This window comes from Pseudomonas yangonensis (genome assembly GCF_009932725.1).
In the GTDB taxonomy this organism is placed as follows: domain Bacteria; phylum Pseudomonadota; class Gammaproteobacteria; order Pseudomonadales; family Pseudomonadaceae; genus Aquipseudomonas; species Aquipseudomonas yangonensis.
In genome coordinates, this window is record NZ_BLJU01000002.1 from 490,494 (window position 1) to 503,774 (window position 13,281).

Below are 13,281 nucleotides of genomic sequence, written 5' to 3' on the forward strand. Positions count from 1 at the left end.
AGGCAATGACGTCATTGGCGCTCGAAGACCGACGGGCGCAGGGTTCGCAGTGGCAGGCCGAAACCGTGCAGGCTTTCGGCGTGGCCGATGAACAACAGGCCACCCGGACGCAGGCGTTCGAGCAGGCGGGTGACGATCTCGCGCTTTTGCTCGGCGCCGAAGTAGATCAGTACGTTGCGCAGGAAGATCACGTCGAATGGACCGATACCATGGGCGAGAGGACGCATCAGATTGACTTCGGCGAAGGTCACCCGGTGGCGCAACGGCTGGCTGATGCGCAGCAACCCCTCGCTTTCCTCCACGCCGCGCAGGCAATGACGCTTGAGCCAGCCAGGGGGGAACTGCCCGGCCTGGTCCATGGAATAGGTGGCGGTGCGTGCCCGCTCCAGTACCCGGCGACTGATATCGCTGGCAAATACCGACCAGTCCTGAGTGCGGGCGTGCTCGGCCACGGTCATCGCCATGCTGAAAGCCTCTTCGCCGGAGGAGCTGGCCGCGCTCCACAGGTGCAGAGGGCGGCGCTGATTGGCTACCCACTCGCCCAGTACCCTGAAGTGCTGCGGCTCGCGGAAGAAATAGGTCTCGTTGGTGGTCAGCAGGTCGATTACGGTACGCCGCTCATCCGCTGATTCGGGGCGATTGAGCAGTTGCAGATACTGGCTGTAGTCCTGCAGCTCCAGTGAGCGCAGTCGGCCCATCAGCCGCCCGGCGACCAAGGTGCGCTTCTGCTCGGCCATGCGGATGCCCGATGCCTCCAGCATCATGCGCTGGAGGAAGCGGAAGTCCTGATCGTTGAGCTTGGGCAGATTACCGGTGGGCATCAACTGGCCTGCTGGGCGAGGCTCAACTGGCGGATATCGTCGAGCGACAGTACCCGACGCACGTCGATGATGATGGTGAAACCACCATTGTCGCGAGCCATACCGGCGATGAAATCGGTACGGATGCCGGCGCCGAAAGGTGGCGCCTGCTCGACCTCGCCCGGCTCGATGTCGAGCACCGCGTCGACCGCATCGACCACCAGACCGATGCGTTGCTGCTGTTCATCCAGATTGAGCTCGATGATCACGATGCAGGTGCGCTTGCCGGGGCGGGTCAGCTCGAAGCCGAAGCGGGCGGCCAGGTCCAGCACCGGCACCACGTTGCCGCGCAGGTTGATCACGCCGTGGATGAAGCTCGGCATCATCGGCACCGTGGTCACCTGGCCGTACTCGATGATCTCCCGCACCAGTTCGATGGGCAGGGCGTAGCGGGCATCGCGCACACGAAACGACAGATGTTGCACGCTCTCCGGCGGCGCCGCCTGCTGACCGGCTTGAAGACTGTTCATGCCAGGGGCCTCAGTTGAAGTTGACGAACTGGCCTTCATCGGCCGGGGCCGCGGGCGTCTTGCGTTCGCTGTTGCGCCGCAGCTCGCGCACGTTGCTCGGGCCGCGCTCGTCGCGCCGCGGTGCCTTGGCCGTGCTGCTGGAGCCCAGACGGAAGTAGCTGATCAGCTCCTGCAGCTGGCTGGCCTGGGCATTCATTTCCTCGGCGGTGGCGGCCAGCTCCTCGGAGGCCGACGCGTTCTGCTGGGTGATCTGGTTCATCTGGCCCATGGCGATGTTGATCTGCCCGGCGCCGCTGCTCTGTTCCTGCGAGGCGGCAGTGATCTCCTGCACAAGATCGGAGGTTTTCTGAATGTTCGGCACGATCTGGTCGAGCAGGGCGCCGGCCTGTTCGGCCAGGTGCACGCTGTTGCTGGCCACGCCGCCGATTTCCTGGGCGGCGACCTGGCTGCGTTCGGCGAGCTTGCGCACCTCGGCCGCCACCACCGCGAAGCCCTTGCCGTGGTCGCCGGCACGCGCCGCCTCGATGGCTGCGTTGAGGGCCAGCAGATTGGTCTGGTAGGCGATGTCGTCGATGATGCCGATCTTGTCGGCGATCTGTTTCATCGCCTGGACCATGTCGCGCACGGCCTGGCCGCCCTGTACGGCGTCGTTGGCCGCCTTGCCGGCGATGCCGTCGGTGATCTGCGCGCTTTCGGTGTTCTGCGCGATGGAGGCGGACATCTGCTCCACCGACGCGGTGGTTTCCTCGACGCTGGCAGCCTGCTCGGTGGCCGCCTGGCTCAGCGACTGCGAAGTGGCGCTGACTTCCTCGGAGGCCGAGGACAGCGAGTCGGCGGCACTACGTACGTCGGCCATCACGGTGCGCAGACGTTCGGTCATGTGTTGCATCGAAGCGAGCAGGCGGCCGGTTTCGTCACGGCTGTCGACTTCGACATTGACCGTCAGGTCGCCCTCGGCAAGGCTGTTGGCCACGCCAACCGCGCGGTTCAGAGGCCTTGAGATGGAGCGGGTGATGAAGATGCCGATGGCGAAGCCAAGCGCTGCGGCAATGAGGATCAGAACGATCATCTGGGTACGCGAACTGGTATAGATCTGGTTGATCTGCTGATTGGCATCGCGGGCCCGCTCGCGCTTGTGGCCGACCACCTCGCTGAGCAGGTTGTCGATGATCTCGCCGCGGCGCGCCAGCTCGGGCATCTGTGCGCTGATGCCGGTTTCCGTGGCCAGGGCGCCGGAAGCCAGGTAGGACCGAAGCAGTTGCTCCAGCAGCACGGCGTAGTCATTCAGCGGATCGTCCAGACGATCCACGTAGGCCTTACCTTCTGCGGTGAGGAAGGAGCTCTTGGATTGCTCCACCAGCGCCTTGGTGTCGCCCAGGGCCTTGAATGCGCGGTTGGCGGCAGCGTCGCGTGCTGCCTCGTCACTGGCCAGCAGCGCGGCGCGCAGCGAGCGACCGGCGACGATCAGCTGGGTGTTGGCTTCCTGCAGCGCGTTCAGGCCGAGCATGTCGTTCTCGTACATGCGGTCGGACAGATGGCTGACTTCGGCCAGGTTGCGAATGCCCATCACGCCGATGGCGACCGTGAGGATCACCACCAGGGTAAAGCCGGCGATCAGCCTGACGCCGATCTTGAGATTGCGGATGAATTGCATGGTGGGTTACTCCTCAGGAGCCACTGATGTCGATACGGGATTGGCGAAAGTTGCCGGTACTGGCTTCAACCTGGTTCTGCAGGTGGCGGAACAGGCTTGGGATATCCAGGATGAGGGCGACCTGCCCGCTGCCCAGGATGGTCGAACCGCCTATGCCCTGCAGATGCTGGAACAGCAGGCCCAGCGGTTTGATCACGGTTTGCAGTTCGCCGTGCAGGTTGTCGACCACCAGCCCGGCCTGTTGCCGGCCAAAATTGACTACCACGATGTTGCGGCGCTTGCTGTGACTGATCGGCAGCTCGAAGTGCGCCGCCAGGGAAATGCACGGCAGTGGTTTGCCGCGCAGGGTCAGGTAACCGTAGGTGCTGTCGCCGAGTTGTTCGGCGTCCATTTCCAGGCACTCGGTGACCATGTCCAGGGGAACTACGAAGTATTCGTTGCCGAGGCTGATCAGGAAACCGTCGATGATCGCCAGGGTCAGCGGCAGGCGGATGCGGAAGGTACAGCCGGCACCCAGCACCGAGTCGATCTCGATGGTGCCGCGCAGGCCGTCGATGACGCTGCGCACCACATCCATGCCAACGCCGCGGCCTGAGAGATCGGAGACGCTGTCGGCGGTGGAGAAACCGGCGGCGAACACCAGCGCGTGGATGTCCTGTTCGGCGAGGTTGGCCTGCGCATCGATCAGGCCACGGTCGATCGCCTTCTGGCGGATACGCTCGGTATTCAGACCGCGACCGTCGTCGGCCACTTCGATGACGATCATCCCGGACTCGTGATAGGCATTGAGCTGCAGCTGGCCCTCGGCCGGCTTGCCTGCAGCCAGGCGCTGCTCGGCCGACTCGATGCCGTGATCGATGGCATTGCGCACCAGGTGGGTGAGCGGGTCGGCAAGCTTGTCGATCACCGACTTGTCCAGCTCGGTATCGGCGCCGCGGATCTGCAGGCGAATGTTCTTGCCCAGTTGCTGGCTGACGTCGCGCACCACCCGGTGGAAGCGGTTGAAGGTGTCGCCGATCTCTATCATGCGCAGTTTCAGCGCCGCCTCGCGGATCTGCTCGACGTGCTGGTTGACGCTCTGGGTGCTCTCCACGCAGGCGGCATCGCCATGGGCCTGCGCGCGTAGCTGGGCGCCGGCGGCACTGATCACCAGCTCGCCGACCAGGTTGATCAGCTCGTCGAGCTTGTGCGCTGCGACGCGTATCTGAGTGTTTTCCTGGCTGCGTTTCTCGCGAACCGACTGCTGTTTGGCCAGGGCGGCATTGACCACTTGTGGCGGGACCATGCCTTCTTCCACCAGCAGACTGCCCAATGGCGGCTTTTCCGCTTCGGTCTTTGCCTGCAGGGCCAGCCCCTGATTCAGCTCGTGTTCGGTGAGCAGGCCGCTGGCAATCAGGATGCTGCCGATACGCTGATCGGTTTCCGGCAGCTCCTGAATCAGGCGCAGATAATCCTCCTGCGCGCTGTTGGGCGGCAGGATGCGCAGGGTGCAGAAGTCATGGATGAACTCGAACACCTCTTCGATTTCGAGCTTGCTGGCCTCGCTGCACAGATCGATTTCCAGACCGATGTAGCAGCTTTCCGGATCCATTTCGGCCAGCGAGGGCAGGGCCTCGTCGATGACTTCGAGGCGCAGTATGTCGCCCAGACGAGACAGGTACCGAACGAAGGAGGCGGGATCGAAACCGTTGCGTAGCAGATCGGCTTCGAATCGCAGGGAAATATGCCAGGCACCATCTGTGTCGCAGCTTGCGCAACGGGCGAAACGGCCTCGTTGCGCGCACTTGGCAGGAGACGAGTCAACAGCAATGACCTCAGGCTCGATGCGTGCGGGAGCACCATAGGCCGCCAGCGCGGCGATCAGCTCGTTCTGGTGGGTCTCGTCTACCGGCAGCTCACCGGTATCGGCATCGATCAGCCCCACCATGCTGGCGATCTCGTCCAGGCAGCGCAGCATCAGCGAGATCAGCGCTGGCTCGAGCTTGCGCTGGCCGTCGCGGACCGACATCAGCAGGCTTTCCAGGTGATGGGTGAAGCTGACCAGCGATGTCAGCGAGAACAGCCCGGCGGAGCCCTTGAGGGTGTGCATGGCGCGAAACAGGCCATTGACGGCATCCTCGTCCTCGGGCGTCTGGTCCAGCTGCAGCAGGTACTCCTCGGCCTGTTTGATCAGGTCGCCGGCTTCGTCGATGAAACCTCTGAGCAACTGGCTCCATTGTTCTCCATTGAGCATCTGTGCCTCCGGCTCAGGCTTGCGCCGCGGGGTTGGCAGGAAGGAGCGAATGCAGGTGCAGTACCTCCAGCAGCTCACGCGGACCTTCGGCGGCACTGAGCACTTCCAGGCGTGTCTGGCGCTCGCTCAACTGCCGCTGCAGGGCCAGCAACAGCTGGGCGCCGGCGCTGTCCATCTCCTCCAGCCGATCCATGACGAGTTGCCAGTGACCGCCTTCGCTGCTGCCGGTCAACGCTGCCAGAAGCGCCTCGTGGGCCTGGCGCACCTCGTAGATGGTCAGGCTGCCGATCAGTGTCAGGCGTTCGGGCTGCTGCTGCGGCTCGTGAATGAGTTCGAACATGTCAGCTGGCCAGCTTGTCCACGGCCGCCAGCAGTTGCTGTGGCTGGAATGGCTTGACGATCCAGGCCTTGGCACCGGCGGCCTGGCCTTCGGCTTTCTTGCCCTGTTCGCTTTCGGTGGTGAGCATGACGATGGGGGTGAAGCGATATTCGTTGCGCGCCTTCACTTCCTTGACCAGGCCGATGCCGTCGAGGTTGGGCATGTTCACGTCGCTGATGATCAGATTGATCTTCTGCCCGTTGAGCTTGCTCAGGGCATCGCGCCCGTCCACCGCTTCGATCACGGTATGGCCGGCGCCGGAAAGTGTCATCTTCACCAGTTGGCGCATTGAGAGTGAGTCGTCGACGATCAGAATGGTCTTGGCCATGCCGGGTTGCTCCTTGGCAAATCAGAAAAAGGTCACGTCGTCTTGCTGCTTGGTGCTGCGCCGGCCACCGTGGCGTTCTTCGTCGGTGGTGAAGCGGTCGCGCAGTTCGCGCAGCCAGCGCGTCGGGTTGGCGAGAATGCCGTCCTGCTCGCGTACCGCCTTCTGCAGGCGGTCGAGGTCGATCTGCAGGTGGTCGAGCATCTGGTCGGTGCGGTCCTGGAATTGCAGGCTGACGATGATTTCCTGAATGTCTGCCTGGGTGGTGCGGGCGTCCTGCTGCAGCTGCAGCGAGCTGCTGGACAGTTCATCGAGGTTGGCGCTGAGGCGCTGCATCACTTCGCCAGCGACCTGGTCCAGATAGTCGAGATTGCTCTTCTCGCTGCCCGACAGTTCCTCGGCGGCTGTTACCGTGGCGCGAATTGCCTGGTTGATTTCACCAACCTTCTCGCCCATGCGCTGGCCGGTTTCGGCCGACAGGCTGGAGAGCTTGCGCACTTCGTCGGCGACCACCGAGAAGCCTCGGCCATGTTCGCCGGCGCGCGCCGCCTCGATGGCGGCATTGAGCGCGAGCAGGTTGGTTTGACTGGCGATGTCCTGCACCAGCTTGGACATCTTCTGCAGCTCGCTGGCATAACTGTCCAGGTGGGCGATGGTGCCGAGCAGCTCGGTCTTGCGCGCGCTCGCTCCATGGAACGAGGCGATGACTTCGTCCAGGCGCCGATGTGCCTCGCGCAGGTTGGCAGTCACGCCGCCGCCGCCGATGGCCTGCTCGGAGCTGTTCAGCGTCTGCTCCAGACGGCCGCTGAGCCCGGCGAAGCGCTCGAACAGACGCTGGATATTTTCCTGCACCAGCTGGCGCACGTGACCGAGGTTCTGGCTCCAGGCCGGCAGCACCTCCAGCAACAGTGGTTCGACGCTGGCAGGTTGCGTCGCGTCGACAGGCGCTTCATCTATGCTTGCAGCATTGCGCGCGGCAACCGGGCGCGCCGGGCGGTTAAAGCACGCGGCCAGTGTGCTCAGCGCACAGCCTGCGCCAGCCAGCCAGGGCATGCCGCTAAGAAGTCCGGCAAGGCTGACGGCGATTCCTGTCCATAGGGCGGTGTAGGCGATCACGTGGCGGATCTCTATCGGAAGTGAGGATGTAGCAACGATAGAGACGGGGGAGTTTTTGCGGTATCGGGGGCTCCCCTAGATGCCCCTAGGGGCGCCCCGATGTCGATTGTTTGCAGCGGGGCAGACTGGTATCTGTAGAGGGCAGCGGGTATGGTGGCAGAAAGCCAAGCTACGGCTTTTTCCGGGCCTGCCGATAACCTCGTGCCACGGCTCGCGCCTGGTCAGCATTCGTTCATATTTCAGCAGGAGCAGGCGATGGCCGGCATTCTCGATTCAGTAGATCAACGCACGCAACTGGTCGGCGAGAACCGCCTGGAAATCCTCATGTTCCGCCTGGCCGGCCGGCAGTTGTTCGCCATCAACGTGTTCAAGGTGCAGGAAGTCCTGCAGATGCCCAAGCTGACGCTGATGCCGCAACGCCACCGTTTCGTCTGCGGCGTGGTCAATCTGCGTGGCCAGACCCTCCCGGTAATCGACCTGTCGCAGGCCATCGGCATGCGCCCTCTGGTACCGGATGAGCGCAGCACCATCATCGTCACCGAGTACAACCGTTCGGTGCAGGCGTTTCTGGTCGGCAGCGTCGATCGCATCCTCAACCTCAACTGGGAGTCGATCCAGCCACCGCCCGGCGGGGCTGGCCGCCAGCACTACCTGACCGCGATCACCAAGGTCGACGAGCAGATCGTCGAAGTCATCGACGTCGAGAAGGTGCTGGCCGAGATCGTGCCGATGAGCACCAAGGTCTCCGAGGAAAAGCTCGCCGACCCGCTGCTGGAGAAGGCGCGCGGTCGCGAGGTGCTGCTGGTGGACGACTCCAGCGTCGCCCTCAGCCAGCTGCGCGATACCTTGTCGCAACTGGGCATCCGCCTGCATATGGCCAGCGATGGCCTGAAGGCGCTCAACCTGCTGAAGAAGTGGGCCGACACCGGCGAGGTGATGACCGACAAGCTGCTGATGATCTTCACCGATGCCGAGATGCCGGAAATGGACGGCTATCGCCTTACCAGTGAAATTCGTAATGACCCGCGCCTCAAGGACCTCTATGTGGTACTGCACACATCGCTGTCCGGCAGCTTCAACGAGGCGATGGTGAAGAAGGTCGGTTGCGACAACTTCCTCTCCAAGTTTCAGCCGGACAAACTGGTGGATGTGATCCGCCAGCGCCTCGCGCTGGACGAGCCAAGCTAGGCCGGCAGGTCCGCAGTGCTTGTGAGCAACGGCGTCAGCTCGTATAACGGCGTTTTGCCAACAGGAAGCTGACCCATGCTGAGTCTCTCGGGGCTTTACCGTTATCCGCTCAAGTCCGGCCGCGGCGAGGCCTTGCAGCGCAGTGCGGTCGATGGTCTTGGGCTGCATGGTGATCGGCGCTGGATGCTGGTCGACGCCGATAACGGCCGCTTCATCACTCAACGCCTGCTGCCGCAGATGAGCCAGCTGAGCGCGCTGTACGATGCGCGAGGCGGCCTCACGCTGAGCGCGCCTGGTCGTGACGATCTTTCCGTTGCGCTGCCAGGCCCAGAGCAGGATCTGCGTGGCGTCATCGTATGGCGTGACAGCCTGCGAGTGCCGGATGCCGGCGATGAAGCCGCCGAGTGGCTAAGTGCCTTGCTGGGCAAGGCCTGCCGTCTGGTCCAGGTGCCAGAAGGGCGCACCCGCCAGGTCGATACCGCCTATGCCCAGCCGGGTGATCGCGTGGCGTTCGCCGATGGTTTCCCGCTGCTGCTGATCGGTCAGGCCTCGCTGGACGATCTGTCCCGGCGTGTCGGCCAGCCGCTCTCGATGCTGCGCTTCCGTCCCAACTTGGTCGTTACCGGCAGCGAGCCCTACGCCGAAGACAGCTGGAAGCGCATCCGCATCGGTGAGGTGGAATTCGAGGTGGCCAAGGGCTGCTCACGCTGCATTCTCACCACCATCGATCCGCAGACCGGCGAGCGAGACGCCCGGCGTGAGCCGCTGGCTACGCTCAAGACCTATCGTGAACGCGAGGGTGATGTGTTCTTCGGGCAGAACCTGTTGCCGCGAGGTATCGGCGAGCTGCAGCTGGGCATGCCGGTAGAAGTGCTGGAATAGAGCGGCTTGAGGCTACAGGCCGCAGGCTCCAGGAAAAAGCGGATCGCCTGCAGCCTGCAGCTGCCCTTATTGATCGTCGAAGAAACGCTCGTTCCACGCCACCAGTGGGTGCGGCGCGCCCAGCTTCTGACCGTAGATCACCGAGTAGGACAGCACGTTCTGCACGTACTGGCGGGTCTCGTCGAACGGAATGTTCTCCACCCAGACGTCGTAGCTCAGATGATTGGCGCCGCGCAGCCACTGACGTACACGGCCCGGCCCGGCGTTGTAGGCGGCCGAGGCGAGCACGCGGTTGCCGTTGAACTGGCCGTACACCTGGCTGAGATAGGCCGCACCCAGCTGGATGTTGGTGTCCGGGTTGAGCGCTTGTTGCGGCGACGCCAGGGGGATGCCGAACTTGCGCGCGGTTTCCTTGGCAGTAGCCGGCATCAGCTGCATCAGGCCCATGGCGCCGGCGTGGGAGCGGGCGTCGGCCATGAAGGCGCTTTCCTGGCGGGTGATGGCGAATACCCAGCTCGAGTGCAGATCGCGGCGTCTGGCTTCGCGGACCAGTTCGTCGCGATGGGCCATGGGGAAGCGCACTTCCAGGTCGTCCCAGTACTGGGCCTGGCTGATGGTGCGGATGGCCGGGAAGTACCATTCCATTTCGTAGGCCAGGCGCGCCTGGGCCACCAGTTCGTCACGGCTGAACAGGCGGCTGACGTGATACCACTCGCGGCGACCGTCGACGATCTGGCCGCGCGCATGAAATTCCATGGCGCGCTTGATGCCGGCGGTGCTGCGCACTTTCTGCACGATCTTGGGGTCGAGCGCCAGTGGCTGGTTGTTCAGCGCGTAGGGCGCCTTGACTTGATCGGCTGCCATGAATCCGTAGAAATCACGCTCCTTGGCCAGGGCCTGGAACAGCACCGCTGGTTGCTGGCTGTTGGGCTGCGCCAGTTGCAGGCTGCGCGCGTTCCAGTAGCGCCAGCGGTTGCTGCTGGCCAGGTCGGACGGCATGCGCTGGGTCAGCTGGTAGGCCTCTTCCCAACGGCCATGGCGCAGCAGCAGGCGTGCACGCCACTCGCTGACGGTGTTGTCACGCAGCTGCGGATCGTACTTGTCCATGACCTGCAGGCCGCGCAAGTCGAAGCGTTGCGCCAGGCGCAGGCCGATCTGCCGGGCGATGGCGACCTGTTCATCGGCGGAGAACTTCATGCGCTGGGCGTAGCCGTCGAGCAGGGTTAGGGCATCTTCGGGATTCTGCCGGGCCAGGCGGCGCAGGCCGAGACCGACCACATCGCTCATGGCGTCATCGGCGGGGGTGAAGCGTGCGGTGTTCTTCAGCAATTGCGGCTTCTGCGCCACTTCGACCATCAGTTTGCCGCGCTCGCCGAGCGTGGGCATGCTTTTGATCAGGAAGTTGGCCAGCCCGTAGTTGCCACTTTCCACCGCCAGCTTGGTGCGTTGCCAGCGACGTTGTTCGGTGAGCTGGCCATTGGCGGCCCAGCGTTCGAACAGCGGGTCGCAGGCGTTGGGCTGGGACTTGCCCACCAGCCAGAGCTTCTCGGCGGTGGCATTACCTTCGGCCGTCAGACCGTGGCTCATCTGGTACTGGCCGTACAGGCAATCCAGTTCGGTGAAGTTGAGGTCCGGGTCGTAGTGATCGAGGAAGGGTTTCCAGTCGCCACGTTCGGCCAGCCAGCGCAACCAGCGCAGCTTCATCCAGTTCGCCTGGGGCAGGTCGCCGTGCTCGGCAAGAAACTTCTCGATCTCGGCATTGCTCGCCGATTTGAGGCGATTGGTCAGCTCGTCATAGGCCAGATACGGCGTCAGCGGGTAATCGCGCAGTGCACCGGCGTACTGGCGATAAGGGCCGCTGTCGCCCTTGGCCAGGGCGCGCTTGGCTTCATCGTAGTACTGGCGCTGCTGGGAGAGGCTGGCGGCTTCGACACTGGCGATGCCAGTGGCGGTAAGAATCAGACAGGAAACTACAGAGAGAAAGCGACTGCGCATGGCATTTCCAGGGGCAAGCAAAGGTATGGGGCAACACGATCCGTGTCGTTGCATGCTTCTAGCTTAGCCTTTCACAAGGGCGCGGTGAATGCCGCCGGGCCGGATGGACACATACAGCAAAAATGCGCGTGCCTGCGTCAGCTTGTGTATGGGCGTCACGTCTGTCTCCCCGTGGAAACGGCAACAGTCGGCTGGCAACTCGGGTAGAATGCGCCGCCTGTTTCTGGAGATGCCCATGACCCTGCTCAAGTTTGCCGACGTATCCCTCGCCTATGGCGCCATGCCCCTGCTCGATGGAGTGTCCTGGCAGATCGCGCGGGGTGAGCGGGTGTGCATCATCGGCCGCAACGGCACGGGCAAGTCGAGCATGCTGCGCCTGGTCAAGGGCGACCAGATGCCGGACGACGGCGAGATCTGGCGTGCTCCGGGGTTGAAAATCGGCGAGTTGCCGCAGGAGCTGCCGCGCGCCGATGAGCGCACGGTCTTCGACGTGGTTGCCGAAGGCCTGGCCGGCGTCGGCGAGCTGCTGGCGCGTTATCACCACCTGGCGCAGAACATCCACGGCGATGACGATCTCGAGCAACTGATGCACGTGCAGCAGGAGCTGGAAGCCAAAGACGGCTGGCGTCTGCAGCAGCTGGTCGACAGCACCTTGAGCCGCCTGCAGTTGCCGGCGGACAAGACCCTGGCCGAGCTTTCCGGTGGCTGGCGCCGTCGCGTGCTGCTGGCCCAGGCGCTGGTGTCCGAGCCGGATCTGCTGCTGCTCGACGAGCCCACCAACCACCTGGATATCGGCGCCATCGCCTGGCTGGAAGAGGCGCTGAAGGACTTTGGCGGCGCCGTGCTGTTCATTACCCACGACCGCTCCTTCCTGCAGAACCTGGCCACACGCATTCTCGAACTGGACCGTGGCGGGCTGATCGACTGGAACGGCGACTACGCCAGCTTCCTGGTGCACAAGGAGCAGCAACTGGCTGCCGAGGAAACTGCCAACGCGCTGTTCGACAAGCGCCTGGCCCAGGAAGAGGTGTGGATTCGCCAGGGCATCAAGGCCCGCCGCACCCGCAACGAGGGCCGCGTGCGTGCGCTCAAGGCGATGCGTGCCGAGCGTGCCGAGCGCCGCGAGCGTCAGGGCAAGGCGAATATCCAGCTGGAGACCGCGGACAAGTCCGGCAAGCAGGTGATGGTGGCGGAGAACGTCAGCTTCGCCCATGCCGGTGGCCCGTTTCTGGTCAAGGATTTTTCCATGGTCCTGCAGCGCGGCGACCGCATCGGTCTGCTGGGTGCCAACGGTACCGGCAAGACCACGCTGCTGAAGCTGTTGCTGGGTGATCTGCAGCCAAGCAGTGGCAGCATCGAGGTCGGCACCAAACTGGAAGTGGCGTATTTCGACCAATTGCGTCACCAGCTCGATCCGGAAAAGACGGTGATCGACAACGTTGCCGAAGGCCGCGACTTCATCACTATCGATGGCCAGAACCGCCATGTGCTGAGCTACCTGGGCGACTTCCTGTTCAGTCCGCAGCGGGCCCGTACCCCCGTCAAGGCGCTATCGGGTGGCGAACGGGCACGACTGTTGCTCGCCAAGTTGTTCAGCAAGCCGGCCAACCTGCTGGTGCTGGACGAACCGACCAACGATCTGGATGTAGAAACCCTGGAACTGCTCGAAGAAGTGCTGCTCAATTTCCCCGGCACCGTGCTGATGGTCAGCCACGACCGTGCCTTCCTCGATAATGTCGTGACCAGCACCCTGGTGTTCGAGGGCGAAGGCAAGGTGCGCGAGTACGTCGGCGGCTATCAGGACTGGCTGCGCCAGGGCGGCTCGCCACGCCTGCTCGGGGTGGGTGAAAGCAAATCCGGCAAGGCCGAGCTGGCCACGGCCATCGTCGAAGCACCGACCCCGGTCGCAACGACTCCCGCGCAGGAGAGCTCGGAGCCTGCGAAAAAGAAACTAAGCTACAAGCTGCAGCGCGAGCTGGAAGCGATTCCCGGGCAGATCGACGCCCTGGAGCAGGAAATGGCCGCTGTACAGGAGCAGGTATCCGATCCTGCCTTCTATCAGCAGCCGGTGCAGATCACCACGGAAGTACTGGCGCGTCTCGACAGCTTGCAGAAGGAAATGGACGTCTTGCTCGAGCGCTGGGCAGAACTGGAAGGCTGACGAAGGAACGAACGGGCA

At 63.6% G+C, this 13,281-nt stretch carries 11 protein-coding genes; 3 read left to right on the forward strand and 8 right to left on the reverse strand.

Annotated features, from left to right (window positions below; genetic code table 11):
• Nucleotides 1-11: 11 nt before the first annotated feature.
• The 7 genes from GYB81_RS03980 to GYB81_RS04010 are packed head-to-tail and all read right to left on the reverse strand — an operon-like array spanning nucleotide 12 to nucleotide 6,974.
• Entirely contained in the window at nucleotides 12-821 is an 810-nt protein-coding gene (locus GYB81_RS03980; RefSeq protein WP_161866499.1) for a CheR family methyltransferase, read from the reverse strand.
• Nucleotides 821-1,330, reverse strand: a complete 510-nt coding sequence (locus GYB81_RS03985; protein WP_161866498.1) for a chemotaxis protein CheW — start codon at nucleotides 1,328-1,330, stop codon at nucleotides 821-823. The genes GYB81_RS03980 and GYB81_RS03985 overlap by 1 nt, the downstream gene beginning before the upstream one ends.
• A gap of 10 nt (nucleotides 1,331-1,340) precedes the next feature.
• Complete coding sequence (locus GYB81_RS03990) at nucleotides 1,341-2,984, reverse strand: methyl-accepting chemotaxis protein (RefSeq protein WP_161866497.1); 1,644 nt, start codon at nucleotides 2,982-2,984, stop codon at nucleotides 1,341-1,343.
• 13 nt (nucleotides 2,985-2,997) lie between these two features.
• Nucleotides 2,998-5,217, reverse strand: coding sequence for a chemotaxis protein CheA (locus tag GYB81_RS03995; RefSeq protein WP_161866496.1), 2,220 nt, complete (start codon nucleotides 5,215-5,217; stop codon nucleotides 2,998-3,000).
• A gap of 13 nt (nucleotides 5,218-5,230) precedes the next feature.
• On the reverse strand, nucleotides 5,231-5,557 hold the full coding sequence (locus GYB81_RS04000) for an STAS domain-containing protein (protein ID WP_161866495.1): 327 nt from the start codon (nucleotides 5,555-5,557) through the stop codon (nucleotides 5,231-5,233).
• A 1-nt stretch (nucleotide 5,558) separates the two neighbouring features.
• On the reverse strand, nucleotides 5,559-5,924 hold the full coding sequence (locus tag GYB81_RS04005) for a response regulator (RefSeq protein WP_003245288.1): 366 nt from the start codon (nucleotides 5,922-5,924) through the stop codon (nucleotides 5,559-5,561).
• 21 nt (nucleotides 5,925-5,945) lie between these two features.
• Entirely contained in the window at nucleotides 5,946-6,974 is a 1,029-nt protein-coding gene (locus GYB81_RS04010) for a methyl-accepting chemotaxis protein (RefSeq protein ID WP_438810698.1), read from the reverse strand.
• A gap of 318 nt (nucleotides 6,975-7,292) precedes the next feature.
• Between GYB81_RS04010 and GYB81_RS04015 the strand changes: the two genes are divergently transcribed.
• Complete coding sequence (locus GYB81_RS04015) at nucleotides 7,293-8,225, forward strand: chemotaxis protein CheV (RefSeq protein WP_161866493.1); 933 nt, start codon at nucleotides 7,293-7,295, stop codon at nucleotides 8,223-8,225.
• Nucleotides 8,226-8,300: 75 nt separating this feature from the next.
• A complete protein-coding gene (locus GYB81_RS04020; protein ID WP_161866492.1) occupies nucleotides 8,301-9,107 on the forward strand; it encodes an MOSC domain-containing protein in 807 nt (268 codons plus the stop codon).
• A gap of 66 nt (nucleotides 9,108-9,173) precedes the next feature.
• Here GYB81_RS04020 and GYB81_RS04025 read toward each other — a convergent pair whose 3' ends face one another.
• Nucleotides 9,174-11,102, reverse strand: coding sequence for a transglycosylase SLT domain-containing protein (locus GYB81_RS04025; RefSeq protein WP_161866491.1), 1,929 nt, complete (start codon nucleotides 11,100-11,102; stop codon nucleotides 9,174-9,176).
• Between the two features lie 235 nt (nucleotides 11,103-11,337).
• Between GYB81_RS04025 and GYB81_RS04030 the strand changes: the two genes are divergently transcribed.
• The gene (locus GYB81_RS04030; RefSeq protein ID WP_161866490.1) at nucleotides 11,338-13,263 is read left to right on the forward strand and encodes an ATP-binding cassette domain-containing protein; all 1,926 of its coding nucleotides are present in this window, start codon (nucleotides 11,338-11,340) and stop codon (nucleotides 13,261-13,263) included.
• Nucleotides 13,264-13,281: the final 18 nt, after the last annotated feature.

What these genes read in the sequence shown, in the direction of transcription:
- GYB81_RS03980 (WP_161866499.1), bottom strand. Translation starts at nt 821, where the DNA reads ATGCCCACCGGTAATCTGCCCAAGCTCAACGATCAGGACTTCCGCTTC.
- GYB81_RS03985 (WP_161866498.1), bottom strand. Translation starts at nt 1,330, where the DNA reads ATGAACAGTCTTCAAGCCGGTCAGCAGGCGGCGCCGCCGGAGAGCGTG.
- GYB81_RS03990 (WP_161866497.1), bottom strand. Translation starts at nt 2,984, where the DNA reads ATGCAATTCATCCGCAATCTCAAGATCGGCGTCAGGCTGATCGCCGGC.
- GYB81_RS03995 (WP_161866496.1), bottom strand. Translation starts at nt 5,217, where the DNA reads ATGCTCAATGGAGAACAATGGAGCCAGTTGCTCAGAGGTTTCATCGAC.
- GYB81_RS04000 (WP_161866495.1), bottom strand. Translation starts at nt 5,557, where the DNA reads ATGTTCGAACTCATTCACGAGCCGCAGCAGCAGCCCGAACGCCTGACA.
- GYB81_RS04005 (WP_003245288.1), bottom strand. Translation starts at nt 5,924, where the DNA reads ATGGCCAAGACCATTCTGATCGTCGACGACTCACTCTCAATGCGCCAA.
- GYB81_RS04010 (WP_438810698.1), bottom strand. Translation starts at nt 6,974, where the DNA reads ATGCCCTGGCTGGCTGGCGCAGGCTGTGCGCTGAGCACACTGGCCGCG.
- GYB81_RS04015 (WP_161866493.1), top strand. Translation starts at nt 7,293, where the DNA reads ATGGCCGGCATTCTCGATTCAGTAGATCAACGCACGCAACTGGTCGGC.
- GYB81_RS04020 (WP_161866492.1), top strand. Translation starts at nt 8,301, where the DNA reads ATGCTGAGTCTCTCGGGGCTTTACCGTTATCCGCTCAAGTCCGGCCGC.
- GYB81_RS04025 (WP_161866491.1), bottom strand. Translation starts at nt 11,102, where the DNA reads ATGCGCAGTCGCTTTCTCTCTGTAGTTTCCTGTCTGATTCTTACCGCC.
- GYB81_RS04030 (WP_161866490.1), top strand. Translation starts at nt 11,338, where the DNA reads ATGACCCTGCTCAAGTTTGCCGACGTATCCCTCGCCTATGGCGCCATG.